General features: G+C 45.3%; 18 protein-coding genes. 10 read left to right on the top strand and 8 right to left on the bottom strand.

What is annotated here, in order from left to right:
* Window positions 1–471 precede the first annotated feature (471 nt).
* The 3 genes from RIC07_RS34545 to RIC07_RS34535 form a co-directional block, all read right to left on the bottom strand.
* Window positions 472–1797 (bottom strand): DUF1822 family protein, encoded by a 1326-nt coding sequence (locus tag RIC07_RS34545; RefSeq protein WP_446398464.1) that lies wholly within the window; start codon window positions 1795–1797, stop codon window positions 472–474.
* On the bottom strand, window positions 1794–3245 hold the full coding sequence (locus RIC07_RS34540) for a hypothetical protein (RefSeq protein ID WP_446398463.1): 1452 nt from the start codon (window positions 3243–3245) through the stop codon (window positions 1794–1796). Before RIC07_RS34540 ends, RIC07_RS34545 begins: the two co-directional genes overlap by 4 nt.
* Window positions 3246–3412: 167 nt before the next feature.
* Window positions 3413–3676, bottom strand: coding sequence for a hypothetical protein (locus RIC07_RS34535; RefSeq protein ID WP_446398462.1), 264 nt, complete (start codon window positions 3674–3676; stop codon window positions 3413–3415).
* 142 nt (window positions 3677–3818) lie between these two features.
* Here RIC07_RS34535 and RIC07_RS34530 point away from each other — a divergent pair, with 142 nt between their 5' ends.
* The 9 genes from RIC07_RS34530 (at window position 3819) to lpxD (ending at window position 11370) form a co-directional block, all read left to right on the top strand.
* A complete protein-coding gene (locus RIC07_RS34530) occupies window positions 3819–5264 on the top strand; it encodes an AAA family ATPase (RefSeq protein ID WP_446398461.1) in 1446 nt (481 codons plus the stop codon).
* A 5-nt stretch (window positions 5265–5269) separates the two neighbouring features.
* Entirely contained in the window at window positions 5270–6586 is a 1317-nt protein-coding gene (locus RIC07_RS34525) for a hypothetical protein (RefSeq protein ID WP_446398460.1), read from the top strand.
* Between the two features lie 49 nt (window positions 6587–6635).
* Window positions 6636–7154 (top strand): ElyC/SanA/YdcF family protein, encoded by a 519-nt coding sequence (locus RIC07_RS34520; RefSeq protein ID WP_446398459.1) that lies wholly within the window; start codon window positions 6636–6638, stop codon window positions 7152–7154.
* A gap of 213 nt (window positions 7155–7367) precedes the next feature.
* A complete protein-coding gene (locus tag RIC07_RS34515; protein WP_446398458.1) occupies window positions 7368–7622 on the top strand; it encodes an AbrB/MazE/SpoVT family DNA-binding domain-containing protein in 255 nt (84 codons plus the stop codon).
* The gene (locus tag RIC07_RS34510) at window positions 7619–7795 is read left to right on the top strand and encodes a hypothetical protein (RefSeq protein WP_446398457.1); all 177 of its coding nucleotides are present in this window, start codon (window positions 7619–7621) and stop codon (window positions 7793–7795) included. The genes RIC07_RS34515 and RIC07_RS34510 overlap by 4 nt, the downstream gene beginning before the upstream one ends.
* Before the next feature lie 433 nt (window positions 7796–8228).
* The gene (gene rd, locus RIC07_RS34505) at window positions 8229–8390 is read left to right on the top strand and encodes a rubredoxin (RefSeq protein ID WP_006099872.1); all 162 of its coding nucleotides are present in this window, start codon (window positions 8229–8231) and stop codon (window positions 8388–8390) included.
* 26 nt (window positions 8391–8416) lie between these two features.
* Window positions 8417–9640: an NAD(P)/FAD-dependent oxidoreductase gene (locus RIC07_RS34500; protein ID WP_446398456.1), complete on the top strand. Its 1224-nt coding sequence runs from the start codon at window positions 8417–8419 to the stop codon at window positions 9638–9640.
* Window positions 9641–9870: 230 nt separating this feature from the next.
* Complete coding sequence (locus RIC07_RS34495; protein WP_446398455.1) at window positions 9871–10257, top strand: hypothetical protein; 387 nt, start codon at window positions 9871–9873, stop codon at window positions 10255–10257.
* A 72-nt stretch (window positions 10258–10329) separates the two neighbouring features.
* A complete protein-coding gene (lpxD, locus tag RIC07_RS34490; protein WP_446398454.1) occupies window positions 10330–11370 on the top strand; it encodes a UDP-3-O-(3-hydroxymyristoyl)glucosamine N-acyltransferase in 1041 nt (346 codons plus the stop codon).
* A gap of 84 nt (window positions 11371–11454) precedes the next feature.
* Here the strand turns inward: lpxD and RIC07_RS34485 are convergent, their stop codons facing one another.
* The gene (locus RIC07_RS34485) at window positions 11455–18225 is read right to left on the bottom strand and encodes a CHAT domain-containing protein (protein ID WP_446398453.1); all 6771 of its coding nucleotides are present in this window, start codon (window positions 18223–18225) and stop codon (window positions 11455–11457) included.
* A gap of 324 nt (window positions 18226–18549) precedes the next feature.
* Between RIC07_RS34485 and RIC07_RS34480 the strand changes: the two genes are divergently transcribed.
* The gene (locus tag RIC07_RS34480) at window positions 18550–19185 is read left to right on the top strand and encodes a phage tail protein (protein ID WP_446398452.1); all 636 of its coding nucleotides are present in this window, start codon (window positions 18550–18552) and stop codon (window positions 19183–19185) included.
* 120 nt (window positions 19186–19305) lie between these two features.
* On the opposite strand, the gene RIC07_RS34475 is transcribed toward RIC07_RS34480, so the two are convergent.
* The 4 genes from RIC07_RS34475 to RIC07_RS34460 form a co-directional block, all read right to left on the bottom strand.
* A complete protein-coding gene (locus RIC07_RS34475; RefSeq protein WP_446398451.1) occupies window positions 19306–20058 on the bottom strand; it encodes a PEP-CTERM sorting domain-containing protein in 753 nt (250 codons plus the stop codon).
* Between the two features lie 873 nt (window positions 20059–20931).
* On the bottom strand, window positions 20932–21957 hold the full coding sequence (obgE, locus tag RIC07_RS34470) for a GTPase ObgE (RefSeq protein ID WP_446398450.1): 1026 nt from the start codon (window positions 21955–21957) through the stop codon (window positions 20932–20934).
* A gap of 148 nt (window positions 21958–22105) precedes the next feature.
* Entirely contained in the window at window positions 22106–22807 is a 702-nt protein-coding gene (locus RIC07_RS34465) for a Mo-dependent nitrogenase C-terminal domain-containing protein (RefSeq protein WP_446398449.1), read from the bottom strand.
* A 397-nt stretch (window positions 22808–23204) separates the two neighbouring features.
* Window positions 23205–23429 carry a DUF433 domain-containing protein gene (locus RIC07_RS34460; protein WP_044205930.1) on the bottom strand — a complete coding sequence of 75 codons (225 nt, stop codon included), beginning with the start codon at window positions 23427–23429 and terminating at the stop codon, window positions 23205–23207.
* Window positions 23430–23513 lie beyond the last annotated feature (84 nt).

Raw genomic sequence — 23513 nt, 5'->3', positions numbered from 1 at the left:
GTCTCACCAACCGCCTTGGGTTAAAACCCAAGGAACCAAAAGTTTTATATTCTATTTTAATAGAAACCCCTTTTTTGCCCTGGCGACTAGAAGCCCTGGCGACTAGAAGTCGCAGCTACACAAACAAAGTCCGCCTGCGCGGACTAGCTTAGGGGCTGCTGAATAAGTGTTGTGGTGAGGGGGAGCGGGGGAAGCTGGGGAAGCTGGGGAAGCTGGGGGAGCAAGGGTACATTTTTCCTGAGCAAAGTGATGCCATACTTATGAAGGATGCTACCCGATTTCATTGAATCAAACTCTCTGTCAATAAAGCTCAAAGTATTGATGGTTAAGGATTTTTGCTTTGTGCAGCAAGCCCACTGACAAAGATGCAAGATATCAGTTTGAACCCGTTTTAACGGGTTTTAGCTTTTAGCCCGTAGACGCGGAGCGGCTTCTCTTCGAGTACTTTAGTTCAGGGCTTTAGTTCTAATTCTAAAGATTGAAGCCAAAGGGAGGCAGGATGTGTTCAATATCCGATCCTAAGCGGATCGTGACCACAAATGTCTCTTGCCATGTTCCCACTACACTGGTGAAGAAAGAGGAACTATTGGCATCTAACTCTTGTTCGACTAAACTCTCGGTTTGATCACTAATCTGTAATATTAAACCCTCTGGGAAACCCGTTGGCGAATCTGTACCTAAAATTATCAGTAACGCCCATTCGGGGACGGTTGCAGATAAGAGGGGCCACGTTATGGCATATAAGCGCAGGGGGATGTCTGCCACTTGGAGATTGCGATACGCGCCCTTGGCTTGAGGCGGAATCTCGATGTTATTGTACTCCAGTTGTTGCACGATCGCATCCAATTCGGCGGTAGGCGATCGCATGGCGGTAGCGGGGGTTAAACTAGGCAGAAGTTGCCAGGAGAGTTCTTGGGCGAGTTCGTCTAATTCATCCTGCAACCAGCGTCCCACATTAATCACGTTTCGGGTGATGCGGCTGAGTACATCAGATAAGTAGTTGCGGAGGGTGGGTTGGCTTTGGGGATCGGTTTGCAGTTGATACAGCCAGGTGCGTAACTCCGAACGGGTGAGTACGAGGGTGGCTTGTTCCCAGGTTAAATGGTGCCAGAGTTGAGACGCCGGAGACTGGAGTTGGGGGAGTTTGATTTCCAGTTGCGATCGCGTCTGGGCAAGTTGCAGGCGGCGATCACTGGGAATTGGGGGGAGGGGTATGGCGCTGGGGGTTAAACAGCGTAATTCTAAGAGGAGGTGACTAGGTTCGGTGTCAAAGCAATCGAGGGGGAATGAATAAGTCCAATCCTCCTCAGGGGTTAAGCCTAGAGTATCCCGGTGTTCGATGAGTTGGGGATAGGAGATAAACCCTTTAACCACAGCGGTTTCTTCTTCCTCTTGTACGTCTACTATGACGTAGAAATGGGGGATGAATTCGGGAATATCGACAACGGTTCGGGGTAAGGATACTTGATCATCCGATAGGCTACCTTGGGCAATTAGACAGAGGTTAAACCCATTGACTTGAAGATGACAAACCGCTTCAATGAGATTTGCTGTCGCCGAGTCGAACAGGGACGTGCGATCGCGATTTACGGTTAAATCAGAACTCCGTTCGGCTAACCATGTCTCAAACCCAAATAAGGCTAAAGCATTAAGATAAGTTTGCCATTGGCGTTCCTCATTAGCAATCGGTTGGGCGAGGTGAACGGCTTGTTCAATTGCATCGTCAGAGAGTTGGATGGTTTCAATGGCGAAAGCGTCACCATCAAGCCCGGGTTGAGTGGTTGAGTAGAAAGTCATGATATATTACTCCTGTTATCTAGATAATGGCAGAGTCTTTTAGCAAAGAGGCTGCGGGTTTTTTGATGGCGTTCATGGGTAGCCGTACTCGCTTCTGTCGCCGCGTCTTCTATCACCTTAGTGACTTGTTCTGCGATCGCCTCTTGAATCTGGTGATGAACCGTTTGCAGGCGTTGGCGATTGGTATAGCGTTGGGCTTTCTCCAGGATGCGATCGCTTAAATAAACCAGTAATTCTCGTTGAATATCAGCGCGAAAAGCTTTCAGTTTCAGTAAACGGCTAATTTGAAATTGTCCTTTATAGTTAAAGTTGCGGGCAATATCGGACATGGATTGTCCTTGACAGTGAAACAGATGCAACGCGGTGAGAAACTGTTGGGCTTTTTGGGAATCTCGGCGCTGTAACTTCCGAGTGCGATCGCCTGTAATTTGGGCGATGGCTTGATCTAAACCCTGAAGAAACTGTTGGCGATAGGCGGTTAAAAATTCGCTTTGTTCATCGGGTGTGGGTTCAGAATCGGGGACATCTAGGGGTTCATTTAGCGTTGCATCCAAAGATTCGCTTTTTAACTTCCCACCGCGTACATAAATTCGGTACTCACGCAGTCGAGAGGCGATGAGTTGCAGTTGGCGCAGGAGGGGTTCTGGGCGTAGGGGAGGCGAGAGGCGTTGCGCCATTTGTTGTAATTGTTCGGGGGTGGGGGGGTAACATTTTCCTTTAACTCCAGCGAGACGTTGTTTTAGGCGTTGACTGCGGTAGACGGCGTGATAAGCATCGAGAAGGTGTTGGGCGCGTTGGATTTCCGATGGGGTTAAGTTGTGAAACTCGGTGAAAATCCGGTGGAGTTGTTTGGGTTTGGTATCATTTAGGATTGCCCAATCACTGACTAAATAAATCCCATGTTCAAGTAGAAACTGATTTAGGGGTTTATGGTGTTTCACCCGACGGGTTGTCCAAGTGGCGAGGCTGCTTTGTTCGGGGTCAAAACTCTGTAAGATTTCATCGAGGAAGGATTGGTAGGTGGGAGAATGGCGGCGGGGTTTACCGATTTCTTCATCTAAGACAAAGGGTAATAGATCGTTACTGGTAAAGCCATGTTCCGCACCAAACCGACTGGCTAACCCCCGACAAACAGCGTCAATTTGCTGTGACATAAAGCATTTGAGACAAAGTTGAGCCATACTACTCTGATCAGCTTCCAGACGTTCCACCGGAACGTCTCTACCAGCATCCCCTGCTTCCTGCATCCAGTACCAGAGTTGACGCTGAACCTGGGTATCCGAGACTTGAGTCTCTGGGGTAAAATCAGGGAATGATTCCAGGAAAAATGCCTTTGCTGTGGTAATTTCCCGGACTTGGCGTTTCCCGGCTGCATCAATCGCGATCGCACTCCAATATCGGGAAGCTGTGTTAGTGGGGATTTTTACGGCGCTCAAATGGTTGCTCATCACTCGTGTATTAGGGGCTACGTGGGCGGGGGTATCGTCTCAAGGGTTGTACCTCCATAGTTTAAGATTGATTGGCGAGAATCAAGGGTTGTTCAGTCGGATCTAACTCTGAGCGGCTGGAACTTATGCAGAACAATTTTCGTAGAGCCATCCTCGGCGCTAAACCGTTAATTGTTGGAATTAAAAGCACGCACAAAGGCTGCGATCGCGCCTTTACCCCAAGGTGTCAACTTACCCTGAGTCGATCCTGGCGTTTCCCCAGGATTTGATTGTTGGCGTAACATCACCGGACGCAAGACCCAGAGTAGAATAGCGATGCTCAGAATAATCGCCGTCGGATTATCCCCATACTGCAATAACGGCGTCGGATCGATAGATGGAGTCGTTGGGTTAGTTTGGCTGGTGGAAATCGTAGCTTGTTCCTTGGACATGAATATGTCTTTCCTTTGCGTTCAACATCTTTATGATTCCTTAGCTACCCATCTCTAAAAGCTGTACGTTCGGCTCATTCTTGCTGCTACTGTTGAAAGTGAGCCAAAATTGAGCCATCAACCGGACATTCAGTAGATAAGCATGGCGGTTACTCTCAAAGCATCTAAACAGGGACTGGAAGAAGTTGATCAGGCAAGAAAAAAGAAAGGTTGGACAGCGACAGCCGCCGCTTGGTATCAGGATGCTAAGACTTCAGCAGCAACCCTGAAGCGGTTTCGGCAGGGCAAGCCGATTCAGCAAGATGCCTTTATTGGAATTTGTCAGGCTGTCGGGATAGAGAATTGGCAAGAGATTGTTGATGATAGTCCACCGTCGCAGACAGATTCCAGACCCGAATTTTTTGCCTATGATGAAGCCTGGGTAGGTCGAGAGCAGTTAGTTACTGAACTGAGTGAGAAGCTGCGAGGGAGGTGTCGGCTATTACTGCTGGTTGGTATCACCGGAATTGGTAAAACCGCCTTGGCTGAACGCTTGGCGGTGGAACTACAAGACTGGTTTCAGGGGGATTGGAAGAATAACCTGCGGAGAGCTAATTTTGATTATCAGGACAAAACCACCGATTTTGCCAGTGTCGCCGCCAGATGGTTGGAGGAATGGGGAGAAAGACTCTCAGCAGAAGAGAAACAGCCAGAACTATTACTGTCCAGGTTAATCAAACACTTGCACAAGAATCAGGTGCTAGTGCTGATTGATTCTATGGAAAGACTGTTGACAGGAAATGACGAGGAAGGCTGGGGGGATTTTGCTGATGAGTGGTGGCTCAAATTCTTTTTGAGCTTGTTGTCAGCCGAATCTTGCCAAAGTCGGTTAATTGTCACCTCACAAGATTTGCCAGTTCAGTTACTAGATTCCCGTTACAGTAATTTCTGGCATCGCCAAATTGTGTATGGACTAGATGAATCAGAACAGGTGGCGTTATTCGAGACAACAGAATTAGATGTTAGTGAGGAGTCAGCCGATAAACGCCTACTGGTGCGAATTGGCAAAGCCTACAAAGGTCATCCTCTAGTTTTGCGGGTAATTATCGGGGAAATTAGCAGTGAGCCTTTCTCTGGAAATGTGCAGGCATACTGGGAGGATTGCGGCGACAAGATAGAAGAAGTGGAAAAGGCTTTAGCAGAGGCTGAGGCAGGAAAAAACTTAGGTGAACAGGATAATTGGAAATTACATACACTGACAAAGGAACTGCGAATACAAGTAAACGAACGACTTGAATCAGCTTTTGACCGATTAAAAAGAGATGTCTTTGATGCTTATATATTAGTTTGCGCTGCTTCAGTGTATCGCTCTCCAGAAAAAGAGGCATATTGGTTGAAGCATTTGGTGCAGTGGCTGAAGCGTTTGGAAAGTCAAGAATGTAGCGAAGAACGGCAGGATCAGGCTCTAGAGGAATTGAGTAATCGCTTTCTAGTCGAGGAATCAATCAACCACAATAACAAGCGCGTTGTCGGACAACATAATCTAATTCGCAGTGTGGCGATCGCTCATCGAAGAAGGTTACTGGACAGCTTTAACAATGGGGTGTAGTTAAGATGGGAAATAACTTTAAAGAACCTGGTCAATTGCTTTGGGCTGAGTGGGGTATTAATCTAGATGAAGTTCCGTTTGAACAGCTTGATCATTATATAGCCGTAGAAAACTATCTTATGGATGATGACGATCCACCATCTGATGCTACTGATTTAGAAAATGTAGAACGTTATACAAAATCATTACATCACTTATGTAAGAGCAAAGACTGGAATCGAGTACAGTCTATTCTTACCGTACCGATTAGTATCAACACAACAGCAGTTAGCTTTGCATTGCCCTTGTGTGACTATCTGATATTCAAGGGGATTTCGCCTAAGGTATTGGAACTTACTAACGAAATTATCAATTCATTCCAGGATACTGGAACCGATCTGAGGTCTATCAGAATCTTGAAAGCTAAAGCCTTGGGAAAAACGGGCAACTTACCTGAAGCTAGTCGTATTTATGAAGAGTTATGTTTAAACTCATCTCAGAACTCAGAAATCTATATAGAAGCCAAGGCACATTTAGCTATATCTCAAGTTCAGAGAGAACTTTACCAAGAAGGTATCCCAAATCTTAAGTGTTCCTTGAGATTGATTGAAAGTTTTTTAGAATCTGCTAATAACTTAGGTTCAAAGGCAAAATTTTTGGAGCTAAAAACAGATATATTATCCAATTTTGCTTATTGTAAAATGAATTTAGGTAAATTTAAAGAGGCAAGGATACAATATTCGCAAGTTTTACAAATATTAGAAGAACAGGGGATGTTTCATAAAATTATTAATCCTTTAGTTCATCAAGGGATTATTGAAAGGAAAGAATTTCGGATTAACAAGTCAATAGCTACCTTAGAAAAAGCCAGAGCTAAAGCCATAGAGGTTGAGGATAAACCAGCATTAGTTTGGATCGAGCATCACTTATCCTGGGCTTTTCGGATGAATAAAAACTATAAACAGGCAGAAGTTTTTGGCAAAAAATCTCTGGATGGATATAAAAACATGGAAGATCAAAGAGGAATAACTGATTCCTACGAGCTACTAGGATTTATTTTTATAGATAAAGGAGAAAATCATAAGGCGGTTAAAAATTTCAAAGGAGCATTTAACTGGAGAAAGGAGAATGGTAAGATGCAAGGTGCAGCAAGCTGTATAATGGGTCTAGCCATTTCTTATTGGCGTCAACGCCAGTTTTTCAAGTTCATCAAAACACTATTTGAAGGCTTGAATCTATATCGTAAAGCAGGAGTATTGAATTGGTCTAGAATTTACAGATTATTTAAGTTCACTCGTGTGTTCCCTCATCTGTTGCTTAGAAATAAGAAAAAACCAATATAATTTTTAGCTTTGTTTATTTAGCTTTGTTTATCAGGATAAAATTAACATCATGAAAGTGGGTATTGTCTGCGGTTATGGTAGTCATTTAGACAATCAATTAAAGCGGTACGTGAATTCTGTCATGGAATACGCCTTAAAAAATGAAATAAACTATTTAATTTTCAGTGGTGGCTATACCTTTAAAGACTCAACCACCTCTGAAGCTATGTTAATGTCCTCCTTAATCGATCAGCCAACCCAGGCTATAAATATAGTATTAGAAGAAAGAGCGCTGACAACTCTGCATAATTTGCTTTATGCCCAAGAAATCATTGAATTTTTTAAGTTCAATCAATATGAACTGTATATTTTTTGCGATCAAGTCAGATTTGTTAAAGTTTACATTTTGTCAAAGCTTATTTTCAACGAAACTAAGGTAAACCTAATTAAGTTTAGAAGGCAAGAAGCATTACTTGCATACATTATGCAAATACCATCTATTTTTTATCAAGGTTTAGGTGCGGTTTCACCTAGCTGGGAAAAGAAACTATTAATAGCCAAACAAAAATGGATTAATAAATATAGATAGGTAAATTTCAGAAACCCCTTTTTTGCCTTGGCGACTAGAAGTCGCAGCTACACAAACAAAGTCCGCCTGCGCGGACTAGCTGATAAAGGGGGTGGCTAACCCGGATTTGGTATGAATTGTGTAGGGGCGGGTTTCACAACTATCTTTTCGATTGTAACCCGATGTAACTAAACCCGCCCCGATTCAGGTTTTTAGACTTTGAGTAAATATGGCATGAAAGTAAAACTAACACCGGAAGGACAAATTACAATTCCTGCCCACATTCGCCAAAAACTCGGACTTCAAGGAGGAGAGGAAATATTACTTCTCCTAGAAGGAACTGATCTAAAATTGCGAATCATTAAGCCTAAGCGACTTAGGGAATTTTACAGCGCCTTACCTGCAACTGTTCCTTATCCCGGTAAAGAGGCAATTCGTCAGAGTGTCGCGGAAACACTTGCCCAAAAAACTCAGATTGAAAACTCATGACAGACTTATGGGTTGATGCTAATGTCTTACTCCGTTTATTAACCGGAGAGCCACCAGACTTTGCTCAACGATCACTGAGATTAGCAGAACGGGCTGAACGGGGAGAAGTGACACTCAGACTTTCACCTAAATTTTCATGGGAAGTCCAAAAACCTGAGTCGGGGCGGGTTTAGTCACATCTGGGTGCAACCGAAAAGATAGTAGTGAAACCCGCCCCTACACACTCAACACTCACGTTGCGTTAGATAACTGGCGTACCTGAATCACTTGTTAGAGTATTAGTATGCTAAACCCTATTTATCTGAATCAAAGAAATGAACGCCCTCCAAGTCCAACTCCCTCCCGACATACCCGTTGAAGAAGCACGACTTTTACTCATGATTAAACTCTTTGAAACCGGACACCTCTCCCTTGGATAAGCGGCAAAATTAGCAGGCTATTCCAAAGCAACCTTTATCGAAAATCCCAAAAAGCATTTTTCTTCGGTAAAATAGCAAATAATTGCTGTGCCAAACTCTTCCATCCCACTATAGCTAGCCTGAATAAGTTGTGCAATACAGTGTACGATACACTGTACAACTGAATCAGATAATAGGAGAAGACAACATGAAAAAATATGTTTGCACCGTTTGCAACTACGAATATGATCCCGAAAAAGGTGATCCCGATGGCGGTATCGAACCCGGAACCGCCTTTGAGGATATCCCTGATGACTGGGTATGTCCCGTCTGTGGGGCGGCTAAATCGGATTTTGAACCCTTAGAATAATCATAACCCTGAGTAATGCAAGCACCTTGTCTCTTAAAATTGTCGTTATCGGTGGGGGTGCGGCTGGTTTTTTCGGCGCGATCGCATCTGCATCCGCTCATCCTCACACCCAAGTCATCCTGCTGGAAGCCTCGAAAACGCCTTTAACTAAGGTGCGGATTTCTGGTGGGGGGCGCTGTAATGTCACCCATGCGTGTTTTGACCCCGCCCTTTTGGTACAAGCCTATCCCAGGGGGGGGAAAGCCTTGCGTGGGGCGTTTACACGGTTTCAACCCAAAGATACAATCGCCTGGTTTGAAGCCCAGGGGGTACACCTGAAAACCGAAGCGGATGGGCGGGTGTTTCCGGTTACGGATACGTCGCAAACCATTGTTGATTGTCTCATCCATGGGGCGATAAGCGCAGGGGTTCAGATTCGCACCGCGACTCCAGTTAAATCCATTCGCCTCACTTCTGGGTTTCAACTCCAGTTAAAAACCGGGGAAATAATCGAATGCGATCGCGTACTTTTGGCGACGGGAAGTAATCCCCTTGGTTATCGCTTTGCTAAGGATTTAGGTCATTCTATCCAATCCCCGGTTCCCTCTTTATTTACGTTTACGATATCAGACCCACGCTTACAGGATTTAGCTGGAGTTAGTGTAAATGATGTTCATATAAAACTACCAGAAGCCGGGAAAACTGTCAAGGAACAAACGGGACCATTACTGATTACCCATTGGGGATTAAGTGGTCCAGCTGTCCTCAAATTGTCGGCTTGGGCAGCTCGATTTTTCCACGATTGTCACTACAAAACTACCTTAGTGATTAATTGGCTTCCTCAATACACTCAAGATTATCTACGCCAGCTATTACTATCGGTTAAATCTCAACTTCCGCACCGTCATATCAGCACGAGTTGCCCAATTCCGATTCCGAAACGGTTATGGCAGAGTTTAATTAGCTACGTTGGTATTGACCAAAACAAACGCTGGGCAGAACTCTCGAAAAAAGCCCTGAATCAATTGGTACAAGAACTGAATCAGGGACGTTATCTGATTCAAGGAAAGGGTGTTTTTAAGGAAGAATTTGTCACCTGCGGCGGGATAAGTTTAAAAGAGGTGAATTTTAAAACCATGGAAAGTCGCTGCTGTCCGGGGCTTTACTTTGCGGGTGAAATCCTGGATGTTGATGGAATTACGGGCGGATTTAATTTTCAGAATGCTTGGACAACGGCTTGGTTAGCGGGTCAAGCAATGGGCAAAATGTAGGGGCGGGTTTAGGAACAATTGTAGGGGCGGGTTTAGGAACAATTGTAGGGGCGGGTTTAGGAACTAAATTAGATATTTACCGATAACTGAACAACAAAACCCGCCCTCCCCACCGATAACTGAACAACAAAGATTGCAAGGCTTGTGTCCCTCAAGGTTTGCACTCCCTCATCCTTAGGAAAAACGCTATAATCTATAATCTATGTCTTCAAACTTGTGAGGATAGAAATATGTATAAAATCCTAATAGTTTCTGCCCTAACTTTGATAACATTTGCTGGGAATGCCGTCAATGGCATAGCCCAGACATCCCCGCGATCGCCTGCATCATCTCCAGAAATAGATCCCGGATATTACATTGACCTGAATCGAGCGAAAAATCTAGCCCGACAAGCGGCTGAACGGATTAATGGTGGATTGAGGCAATATCGGGCGGAAGCGGCGATGCATGGTCCGGTACAAGATGCACCTTATACAGAGAACGACGATAATACCATAACATTTACCTTTAAAGGACGCCCTCCTGGTGCGAATGTGTTCACGGTAGAAACCAGCGTCACTGTCAATCAAACCAATGGCAGGGTAACGGTTAACTATAATAGACCGATTAGAAATTAGTTGAATCCTTTGCGAAAAACGTCCATGGCTTCACAATGAACCATGAACGATCAACTATGAACCCTGACGAAGATGAAATTTAGTGAACTGGTACAAAACCTTAATATCGACACCGATCGCACGAGTCTATTAGCTAATCCAGAGTGTGATCCAGAGATTCAGGGGATCGCCCCCATTGACCAAGCCACCCGGAGTACGATCAGCTATATTGAGGGGGCTAAGTTTGCTGCTAGGGTGAAAACCACTGAGGCGAGGGCGTTAATTTTACCCCCGGATGAAGGATTACAACGACAAGCCACAGAACGCGGTATTGCTTGGATTGGCGCATCGGAACCCCGACTATTATTTGCCCGGGCGATCGCGCTTTTCTATCAACCCTGGAAACCTGCACCGGAAATTCATGCTAGCGCTGTGATTCACCCAGAGGCGCAGGTAGGGGAGGGGGTTTATATTGGGGCGCATGTAGTGATTCAGGCGAGGGTGAGGATTGGTAATGGGGTTTGTATTCATCCGAATGTGGTGATTTATCCCGATGTGCAAATTGGCGATCGCACCATTTTACACGCTAACTGTACGATTCATGAACGTAGCCAAATTGGGGCGGATTGTGTGATCCATAGCGGTGCAGTAATTGGTGCGGAAGGGTTTGGTTTTGTCCCCACGAAAGAGGGGTGGTTCAAGATGGAACAATCGGGATATACGGTTTTAGAAGATGGGGTGGAAATCGGCTGTAATACGACGATTGATCGTCCGGCGGTGGGAGAAACTCGGATTGGTCATCATACTAAAATCGATAACTTAGTCCAAATTGGTCATGGGTGTCAAGTGGGAGGTGGTTGTGCGATCGCGGCGCAAGTTGGCTTGGCTGGGGGTGTGAATGTGGGGAATCGAGTAATCCTCGCCGGACAAGTCGGGATTGCCAATCAAGCTAAGATTGGAGACGGCGCGATCGCAACGGCGAAAACAGGGGTTCATAATAATGTAGAAGCCGGGGCGATTGTCTCGGGTACTCCCGCCGTTCCCCATAAATTATTTTTGAAAGTATCCGCGATTTATAATCGGTTACCGGAAATGTATCAGACGTTAAAGGAATTAAAGAAAAACCAAGGGTGATAAGTAGTTAGACAAAAGAAAATGGCAGTGTATTAAGTTTTGCCAATCGCCCTCAAACCTTCCTGTTTGTTCCCTGTTCCCTGATTACCAAGGATTACCAATTAGGGTAAAGGAACTCCAAAAATAAGGATGGCTGTAGTTTTGGTTAATCGACGCCGGAAAATCAGGGGGTAAGAGAATACTACTCTTCGTCGTGATTAAGCGATCGCCTTCTCGTTGCACTTCACCTCTAAGCATTGCCAGTTGTGCCTTTCGCAAGGCTTCAGCTTTAGTAGAACTTTGCTTAAGGTTTTCGTAAAATGTGGTCATTAGTCCCAGTGTCCCCTCATCGCTAACATACCAGAGACTGCCTAGGGCTGACTTGACTCCAGATTGTACCGCTAACCCCGTAAATCCTAACTCGGCTTCCTCATCTCCTAACGCCGTGCGACAAGCACTTAAAACCAACAGTTCCACCGTCGGTTTATGCCAATCTAACTGCCACATCTGATCTAGCTTGAGTTTATTATTGTCCCACAACTGAATGTAAGAATTCGCAGGTTTCCCCGGTTGAAATTCGGCATGGGTGGCTAAATGCACAATACCATACGCCACTTTTCGGCGTGCTTGCTTGAGATTATTTAAGGTAAACTCTTCATTCAGAAAGGATTCACCTTGCCACACTTGATCAGCAATCACCTGTAACTCAATGGGAACACCAGGTAAAGATGCCTTATCCCGAAACTTTGAAGCCCCCATTGCCAACACCGAATCATCTCTGACATCTTGATAACGAGTATCGGTGAGACTGAGGCTAGGCATTAAGCCGACACTATAGTTTTCAATGATAAACTGATCCCCATCATACAAAGCGGCAATGGGTATGGAACGCAACCCCGTATCCATAACGAATGCCAAATGCTTGATGTCTTGCGCGGCTAAATCAGCGGCTATAGGTTTAATCAACCATTGATACATCTGGTAAGCGGGTGGCAGATAGTTCTGGTCATCAATTACATTGGTTACCGTGCGACGAAATTGATCTGCCATTTCCAGGACTTCCGCTCTGGTTACATTAACCGATCGCCGAATCGGTTGTCCATCAGCAGAGATGAGAATTAACTCCAGGCGATCGCTCGGTTGCGGGGTTAGCGATCGTAATAAACTGGTATTATTGGGCGCAACATCTGCACCTTCAGGCACAGAAGTAATTGTTTGCGGGGCAAATACCACATAAATCACCGCCGACTTCACCCCTGTCGCCGCTTCATTATCGCGTAAGATTTCTCGCGCTTGTTCTAAGGTAATCCCCGCCCGTTTCGCCCTGCCAAAATATTCCTCATAATCGCGACTGAATAAGTTATCAATCTCCATCACCCCAGATTCGTCCTTTTCAATTGGGGATTGACTTTGATTAGAATCAGCGGTGGTTAAATCAACCGGGTTAACTGGGATATCACGGGTATCATCAACGCTAATAATCTGAATATTACCTTCAGTGTGGGTAAACCTAAAGGATTGGAAAGGGGTAATGGTAAACTCACCACTGGTAATGGCAGCCGCTGTGCCGTTAGTTGTGGCATCCCCTACATCAAAGGGAATAATTCCGTCTCCCCCATGACGAATCGTGATATCACCGCCACCATTTCCACCTGCCGTAGAAATGCTAGTTTCCCTACCATTGTGGGAAAAACTACCCGTTGCCTGAAAGACGCGATCGCTCTCTATCTCAACATTACCCCCTCTACCATTACTTCCCCCCTGGGCGTTAATCGAAGTTACCCGAATATAGTCCTGGGGATCAAGACTAACGTCACCGCCATCGCCGATATTGCCACTGGAATTGATTTCTCCTGCATCAATACTCACCTCAGCCTCGACCACAATATCACCACCCGTCGCCGCTGAAGAATTGAGATTACCACTATTCACTGCATCCTGATGGCTAGTGAGACGAATATCACCGCCAGCCGTCATAATATTACCCGTCTTTAGAGTATTACGAGTTGTCAGTTCAACCGCCCCCCCAGACGTTTGCACATCTTGCAGATTAATTGTGTCAATTCCTGTCGTATGCTTTAGACTAGCCGCCCTAATCAAAGCATTCGCCGTGAAGTTATTGGCATTAAAAATAGTCAGATTCCCCAGTGGCATTGTTTCACCAACACTATCGGCAAACGCGATATTTCCCATTCCCGCCGCCGCTAGGTTTAGATTAGCCAAACTCCCGTTACCGTTGAGCCTATTATTAAACCGGATATCACCGCCATTTGTCCTCAGGAATGTATCGCCATTTAGGATGGTTGGAGCATTAAATTCAATCGTACCATTCGCTGTTGTCACCTCACCCGCGAAATTCAGCGGATTCGCGCCATTGAGTTGAAAATTGTCCGTGAGATTAATCCGGGCTGTTGTCGGGATATCCAGATTACCACTAAGAATTGTTAGATTGCCAATTGGGGTTGTACTCCCTATCGTTTCGGGTAATTTAACTGTACCCGTTTCCGCGATTAGGTTTAGGGTTTCCGTTCCATTTCTCCCATTAATTGGATTCAGCAAACGGACATCACCCGCACTCGTATTCAGACGACTATCACCCGTCAGCGTAACCGCACCATTTAAATCAATCGTGCCAGTTGTTGTGGTAATTGTCCCAGCCAAATTCACTGGATTTGTGCCATTTTGCTCCAATCCTCCCGTCAAGTTAATCGTAGTGGCGAGATTTAAACCCCCATTAATCGTCAGGTTATCCAGTGGGGTACTATTGCCAATTAGATTATCAAAGGTAATACTATTCGTGCCAGCAGAAAGTTCAAGGTTATGATTACCGTCAAGCGTGTTGTTAAACAGAATAGTGCCTGCACCACCTGTATTAAAGACAGTATCGCCAGTTAGAGTAATTGGTGCATTCAACTCCAGGCTACCATTCGTCGTTGTAATTTGACCCGCCAACTCTACCGCTTCGGTGATATTTAATTGTAATCCGCCCTCCAGGTTAAGTTCGATGGTTTCCGGGAGAGTCAAGGTACGACTAGAGATCGTGAGATTGCCGATCACGTCAAAGTTAGCGGTTTGTGCGATAATTACCTCACCCCTTAAGCCCTTATGTTCAATCGTCAGATGATTGGTGTTGATGATACCCTCTAGAGTAATAGTACCGCTTTGATTATGGGTTAACCCCTCACCTGTATTCAGGGTAATATTAATATCTCCCTCACCTGTATCTAGTGTTATTCCATCTGCCAATACGATGTCAGCCTTACCGCTATCTCGCTGGCTATCAACCACTCCATTTGCCAGAGTTTCGTTGGCAATTAACGTTAAATCCCCATTATCTGTCGTGATGTTTTCGTTAATAAAAATACTGCGTCCGGCTTGAAACGTGAGGTTTCCGCCATTGCCGCTAAGATTATCGATATCCAGTGGAGTATTAAGAGTAATATCATTATTGGCTTGCAGCACAACGGCTGTACCCGTATTCAGGGTGCGTTGTAAAAAGAAGGGAGAGAATGTTACCGAATTACCAGATAAGTTAGCAAATGTTAGATCAGTGGGAACGCCGACGGTTACTCGACCATTACCTTCGTTGGCAAATTGTACCCAAAACGTCTGATTAACTGGGTCATTAACAACTGTATCTAAACCTGAATTCGACTGGCGACCAGTAATGCTATTTTGATCGCTAATACTATTTGTACCATCCCAGGCTTGTCCAGTACTTCCATCCATCAAAGTAACGGCTCCTGTATTATTGTCCCAGTTGGGACTGCTGACAACATAATTGCTATTGTTTAATTCAACAACGCCACTACTACCCACTTGGTCATTGGCTTGAGTTCCCACTAAACTGTTGCTTTCATCCACCTGCTGATTACCTGTGGGAGTAGTATCATCACGCCAAGTTACGGCTCCCCGATTTCCATCCCAGTTAGGGCTACTCACCACATAATTGCCATTCGTTAGCGCTGTCACACCCCCACTACCAATTTCATCATTGGCTTGAGTTCCCACTAAACTGTTGCTTTCATCCACCTGCTGATTATCTGTGGGAATAGTACCATCACGCCAAGTTACTGCTCCCCGATTTCCATCCCAATCGGGGCTACTCACCACATAATTGCCATTCGTGAGCGCTGTCACACCCCCACTACCAATTTCATCATTGGCTTGAGTTCCCACTAAACTATTGGTTTCATTCACCTGCTGATTACCTGTGGGAATAGTACCATCACGCCAAGTTACTGCTCCCCGATTTCCATCCCAATCGGGGCTACCCACCACATAATTGCCATTCGTGAGCGCTGTCACACCCCCACTACCAATTTCATCATTGGCTTGAGTTCCCACTAAACTATTGGTTTCATTCACATTTTCGTTAACTGTGGGAATAGTACCATCACGCCAAGTTACTGCTCCCCGATTTCCATCCCAATCGGGGCTACCCACCACATAATTGCCATTCGTGAGTGCTGTCACACCCCCACTACCAATTTCATCATTGGCTTGAGTTCCCACTAAACTATTGGTTTCATTCACCTGCTGATTACCTGTGGGAGTGGTACCATCACGCCAAGTCACTGCTCCAACATTATTAGTTCCTGCACTATTCCAGAACGGACTACTCACTACATAATTACCGTTGGCAAGTGCTGTAACACCACTATTACCAACAAAATCACCGGACACATTACCAACTAAACTGTTAGCAGCGTTTACTTCTCCAGTTATCCCAGTTGTGCCATCACCCCAAGTTACCGCTCCTGCTGAGCCATTCCAGTTTGGGCTAACGACAACATAGTTACCATTGGCGAGTGCGGTTATACCTTCAACCCCTGAAAATGGGTTGCCATCACCCACGAGATCATCACGCTTAGTGCCAATTAAACTGTTGGTTGCATCAACAACCCCACTAATTCCCACAGCGCCATCAACCCATGTTACTGCCCCAGCATTTGTAGCGCCTTCAACGGTATTGTCCCACTGTGGACTAGCAACGACGTAATTCCCATTACTTAAGGCTGTAACACCACCACTCCCCACTTGGTCATCCATTTGACCCGTCAGTGTGCTAAGTAATGCCCCGGTTGAACCGTTGAACAGATAAACCGCACCCGCATTATCCCCACCAAAGTTATCCTCTGGATTAGTGACTGCCACATTCCCCGTACTCAATGGCACAATGGCATCACCAAATCCAGAACCATTGTCAGCGTTCGGATCAACGAGGTCAAACTGAGGAATAGCGCCTACACTATCGTCAATTATGATATTTTTTGGATCGAGTAACAGTGTCCCAGCCAATCCATTTACAGCCCCCACATCAACGAAACCTGTCATCGAGAGTGTATTTTTACCCGATACTTCCACAAAACCACCGTTACCGCTAATTGCACCACCTTGTGCCTGAATCGTACCGGAAAATTGAGTGTGTTGGTCAGACCAAACAATCGCCCGTCCTCCGTTACCAGTGGTCAAAGCGTTGGCGTTTAAACGACTGCTATGATTAATGATGGTATTTTGGGCATTAATGGCATTTGACGTTTGTCCCTGAAAATCACCACCGACTAAAATCTCTCCACCGCCACTGTTACCACTAACATCAATATCAGTCGCCAATAACTGAACCGTCTCAGCAAATAAATGGACGGTACCGCCCACTTCTCCTGTCGCCTCAATGTCACCTGAAGTGGTTAAGACTGTATCAGCATTACCCTTAAATTCAATTACCCCTCCCTGTTGAGAACCATTTGCCCGGATTGTTGCGCTAGCGGTTTGAATGACTGTGCCTGTAGAATTAACCTGAATTTCCCCACCATTTCCCTGGTTCCCGGTTGCACTCAGTTGTCCCGTGTCCAGGAAATGATCAGTTTGAACCTGAATATTACCCCCATTCGCCCCATCAGCCAGAATTTGACCCAAGTTATCCACCCTAGAACCAACGACATGAATTGAACCCCCCTGATTCGTATCGGTGGTTGATACTTGCCCTTCGTTGACAAGTTGACCGCTATTCCCCGTCAGTAAAACAGGTAAATCGAGGGGATTAATGGGCAATTGCTCCCCAGTGGCGGAGCGAGGGGGTGTAATCTCTAACGTGAGGGGGCTACCCGGTTGACTGATTCTGAGCAAATTCTCGCCCGGTACAGCCGCGATCGCAACTTGTCCTCCTGGTGCTGTCAGTTGCCCTGTGTTGGCAATACTACCACCCGCTAAGATTAAAGTCTGACCTTCTCCCACCTCTAGATTGGCATGATTAATAATCGCTGCTGATTCAGCCAAGTCAAACGCTAAGCTAGTCGGAGTCCCAATTAAATTTTGATAATTAGTCTCACCGAAGGCATTAAACCAATTCTCCGAGCCAAAGCCAATCCCCGTCGCTGTGGTTGCAGTAAAAGCAGCCGGAACATTAAGCTGGGCATCAGCGCCAAAAATGATCCCCGCCGGATTCATTAAGAATAGATTAGAATTTCCGCCAGTTACCTGAATTAGACCATTAATCACAGAGGTATCTCCGCCAACTACCCGTCCCAGAATGTTGCGAATTTGGGGATCGGAGATAAAGTTGGCAATTTGATCGGGGGAGAGTCCAAATTGATCAAAGCTATGGAAGAGATTTGCGCCATCTCCCGAAAGCGTTCCACCGTGGATATCCAAGCGGTTTCCCTCAGGGGTAACTCTGGTGTCAGTACCATCGGCGGCTGGGGTAATGGGTTGAGCCTGGGCTGGGGGAATTGAGTCCAGCCAAGCTATCGCTGATTTTAAGGTGCGATCGCGCTTAGGAAACCGTCCTGTTTCGGGAAAATTTAGGTAAGGCATTACCCCGGTGAGGACAACACCGACAAACAAGCAGCGAATGCACAATGAGATAGGTTTCATCGCTAGTCCCCCAATCCGGTAGAACTTGCCAAATCCAGCATACTTTATATTCTCGTCTCAAAAATAATGGCTCAGGACTTACCCTTCGCTATTTCCCTCCAGTCTACAGAGACAGGGTATGGCGAAACTCAGTTATCTTCAGGAGTTTTACTCGCTAACTCTAGTTTGACTATTTTTTTTGAAAAAATAAAAATATCGACGCCACGTTGATAGGGTTAAATCTTAAACTTTGTAACAAAATCTTCTTGACGGTTCGGTAAAGTTTGGCTACATTACTATGTCATTAAGCTCTAAAGAAAACTAATGGAGTCCTGAACCCCAAGAATGATTACATCATTTCCCGCCTTTTTGTTAGGACGACAGGAAGCAGAGGGGAGTTTTAGCGCAACGTTACCTTATACAAAACTTGAGGAGTTGATGATGACAGAACCGTTTATTGGTCAAATTGCCATGGTTGCTTTTGATTTTGCTCCTGATGGTTGGTTTCTATGTAATGGAGAATGCCATCCGGTCACAACAGCAACCCAAGTTTTGGCGGAAATTTTACAGGGATTGTATGGACAGTGTGATGATGAAAACAAATTTCGCGTCCCTGATTTGAGAGGTCGCGTTCCTCTGGGGATAAACCCGATGGCAGGAAATAGTGATAATGATCGCAACTCCTATGGCTTGGGTGATAAAAGTGGAACAGAGCAGGTTGAATTAACTCAAGCGAACTTACCAGAAATTCAAATGAAATTAAAAGCGACGAATGCTGACTCCAACGAAACCAGTCCGAGTGGATCTGCCCTTTTGTCGAAACCGAGAAGTAGCATCTACGCTACTGGAGCTACTAATTTCGTGGAAATGGACTGTATTTCTAGTATCGGTAGTAGTGAGAACAACGCCCACAATAACCTGCAACCCTACTTAGCGATTAACTTTATCATCGCTTACCAAGGAATCGATCCACGCCCCTAGTGGTATGACCCCGCTAAAATAGGGCTTTGTTTGTAGTGAGTACTTTAGTACTCTAATGCCTAGCTGAAGAGGGCTGAAGCCCTCACTACGAAGCCAATCTATATCAGTGTTTCAGATTAGTTAACGCTGAGTTATTTTTTTCGTCAATCTAGAACCAAACCCTACTACTCCCAGTGTAAAGATACCTAGAATCGAAGCAGGTTCAGGAACTTCTGTATGGGGTTCTTCAAACGCTTCTTCTACTTCAATGTTGTCAATAGCAAAGCTATTAACCTGAAAACCAGGCTCTTCACTGGGATCATCAGAAACAGGTGCATCTATTCCTTTAAACTCAACGCTATTCAAGTTACTCCACTGCTGGTTAAAGGCTACGGTTTGAAAATCCTCTTGAGGTCCACTTCCATCAGTAATGCCATCAAAGGAGATCATTGTTGTAATTGAACCGCCTCCGGCTAAAAAGCCAGTGACTTCAACCATTTTGGCTTGATCCCAGGGTTCCCCCCATTCGGCTAAGTCTAAGCTGATTAACGAAAAGGGAGTTTTGTCAACTTTAGACATGATGACAGGATTGATGAACGGCTCCAATGTGTCGTTGTCTACTAAATTCCGGATCACAAAATAGGTGCTGTCATTGTGTGCCTCAAATACATTATTCGCTAATGCATACTGCGTTTGGTCACGGGGGAGAGTGGGCTTGAACAAAAAATCTTGCGACGTTATCGAGGATAAAACATCTTCATTAGTGTTAGGTTCAATCGCATTATCTTCAAAATCAATAACCAGTGCTTGGGCGGCTGGACTGCTTAATACGGCAATTAACGTAGCCAGAGCTGTCGTTAGTGATAATTTGCCAATGACCTTTGAATGAGCCATGATGAAATGTATGTCCAAAAAAATTCAAACTGAGTTGTGGAGATGCCTAGCCCTGATGGAAATAAAAAAATTGAATGTGTGGCAAGTCAATAGTCAAGCTGTTTTATTGTCTGAGAGATTATCCAGCTTTAATCTCGAAATGTCCTTATTGTTTATAATTGCATCTTGCCAAGTCAAACTACAAGCGTTATAGCCATGATTTACGGAAAAAACATAGTCAAGATGACTTAAATAAAGTTGTGATAAACTTTGCTCCCGATTTAAAACCTTGATTAGAAATTAGATATGACATTTTGCCGCATCCGTTAATCGTCTGCTGGTCGAATCCATTTTTATTTTTCCAAAAACTATGTTTAACTAAGACTTCTTTGACTTTAGATCTTAGCTAGACTCTGAAGCCTTGCAACCAACTGTCGTTGGAAAAGCAATCAACGTTACGGTTGGCTTTTCTTTTCTTGAAAGAGTATTTATATCATGGAATGTAAAGAGGTATAAACGTTGCTCAACAGAGACGAACTAGCAGAACCTTGGATAAGGGTGTAATTTTACCTTCATCCTTTCATCCCCTCATTCCGGAATTCTGGAACTTAATTTTCGTTTTCAGGATAATTACAGCAGATTTGGTGGTTGATGAGGTACAGTCTCTAAGCAAGATCCCCGACTTCTCGAAGAAGTCGGGGATCTGTCTGTGTACCTCACTTGAAAAGCGCTGTATAATTACTTATTTGTATTTGACAATTTTACTTGTAAAAGGTAAAGTTAATGCCGCTTTTCAAAACAAGGCAGCTTTTCTCCCTTTATTTCCAGGGATTGGAGCGATTTAAACACCCACACCCCACACCCCACACCCCACACCCCACACCCTGCCCACTATCAAACCTTGGTAACCGTTTCCGCCTCTACATCTTTCAACTGATCCAAAGACTGCCAAACGGTTTGCAACAGCGACTCTAACCCTTTTTGAGTCACAGCTGAAATTTGGAACACGGGTACATGGGTTAAGTGATTGAGTTCAGTCGCCAGCAGTTCTACCGTCTCTGAATCAACCGCATCTATCTTATTCAATGCCAGAATTTGAGGACGTTCTGACAATCCCCGTCCATAAGCCTGTAACTCGGCTTGAATGGTTTGGTAATCGCCAATCGGATCATCAGCCGTAGCGTCAATTAGGTGCAATAATAAGCGCGTGCGTTCGATATGGCGGAGAAAGTCATACCCTAACCCGGTTCCCAGATGCGCCCCTTCAATTAATCCCGGAATATCGGCAAACACTGTACCATCACCTGTAGGTTTGCGAACCACACCTAAATTGGGTACTAACGTTGTAAACGGATAGTCGGCAATTTTCGGGCGTGCAGCAGAAAGGGCAGCAATGAGGGTAGACTTACCCGCATTGGGTAAACCAATAATGCCCACTTCTGCCAGTAATTTCAACTCCAAACGCAAGCGGCGATACTCTCCAAGGAGTCCGGGTAAGGCATAATCAGGAGCGCGATTGCGATTGCTCAAAAAATGCTTGTTCCCTAATCCTCCCTTACCTCCCTTAGCCGCGCAAAAGGTTTGTCCTGATTGGACTAAATCCCCGATAATTTCCTGGGTATCTGCATCATAGATAACTGTACCGCAGGGAACTTGAATTGTGCGATCGCGCCCATTAGCACCCGTTCGATTATTTGGTCCCCCACGTCCTCCATTGTCGGCTTGGAAGCGATGGGCATATTTGAAATCCAGCAAGGTTTGCAGGTGTTCAGCCGCCACCAAAATCACATCTCCCCCGCGTCCCCCATTCCCACCCGCAGGTCCTCCCGCAGGCACATATTTCTCCCGCCGGAAGGCGACAATCCCATCGCCGCCCTTCCCAGCTTCTACTTCAATTTCTGCTTGATCAATAAATTGCATGATTTGTCATTTGTCATTCGTCATTGGTCATTTGTCAAAGACGTCTTACGTTTAATCTAGTCGGGGCGGGTTTAGTTACATCTGGGTGAGGGAAGAAATGATAGTAGTGAAACCCGCCCCTACAGACGAATCATGGCACATCTCTACACTAAAAATATTTCGAGACATCTTCGCCCCGTTCATCTGCCAGATAGGATAATGCCCGGAAGCGCAAGCCGACTAACTGATCATAGAGTGGATTGAGCTTGCACATGGCTGGAATGTGGGCGACTTTGCGACCAAATAGGTTTACATCTCGTTCAAACGGACATTGAGAGGGGATAATATTACAAACAAATCGGGCAACTCGTGGGTCATGAACTTCCATCCCGTCTAGCCATTTGCGTAGAGGATGCAGAATATCTGAATGGGGATGGGGAGAGGTTCCTGGTTGCTGGGCGTCTTGGTGGACAACATCCGGGGTATCCGTTCCCTCACCATCGTAAAGGGTATGCCGCAGGGCATTCAATGCCTCGATTTGCAGTCCCAGCGCTTCGCAGAATTCTTGCAGAACATCTGCTTCCTTCACCGAGTAGATACCATCTGCCATCGCTACCATGACAGCCGTTCTGATAAAATTCTCGGCGGTATGCTTGTCGTGACCTAACGCCGCAGCCAGTTCTTCGGCAGAAATCGTTTGTTCAACTGACTGTGGATCTTTATCCACCTCCAGGAGTTCATGAGTCAGTTGAGAAACGATCTCTTTTTCTTCGGGATCAAAGTGACCATCAGCCCAAGCCACGGTACACAAGCCGCGCAGCCAAGCTGAAATTTGGTCTTCAGTGTAGGGAGATTGAGTGACAGTCGTCATATTTATCTAGCAGGAACTCGACGAACATGATTGGAAGAGTAAACCTTGGCAGAGTCCTAACAGGTTTTAAACTGGGAGACTAAACGACTGAGGTTTAGGGATAACGGCATTACCCTACCAGGGTTGGAACTGTTTCCACTCTTAATCTTAACTACTACGGAAGATAAGTTCTGGTTACTATCGGCACAATCAGGCTGAAACGATTGGTAATTATTGAGTTCAAGGGGTTGCTGCCGTAGCCATATACCTGGGGGAAGTAACTGTAACTAAAAAGCTGGACACTGTGGACTGGTCGAGTGCCGACACCGCCAGAGTGAAACAGGAAGCAATCCGGATAATGTCTAACAAGATCCAATTTTGTCTAGCTTTGTCCAAGTGTTGTAGAACGGCGCACTCATCAAGCAGGATTCGCATAAGCTATCAGCATTTCCTTTGCCAATTCAAGAGCTGCGATCGCTTGCTCACGCCGAACACTGGGAAAATGATCTAAGAATTCATCGAGTGGATCGCCAGCTTCGAGATAATCGAGCAACGTTTCAAACGGTACACGAGTTCCAACAAAAACAGGGGTTCCGCCCAGGATGTCAGGGTCACTATGAATAACACGCGCTGCGGTTTTCATGGTAGTTATTGCGTATAGTAGAAGTTCCTCTGAACTTAGTCTACTGGCGTGACCCAGCTAAAATTGTGGGATAGATTTTACGGT

Source organism: Coleofasciculus sp. E1-EBD-02 (genome assembly GCF_040218245.1).
GTDB lineage: Bacteria > Cyanobacteriota > Cyanobacteriia > Cyanobacteriales > Coleofasciculaceae > Coleofasciculus.
The sequence above is the reverse complement of the archived record's forward strand: the minus strand, read 5'-3'. Positions and strand labels throughout refer to the sequence as shown.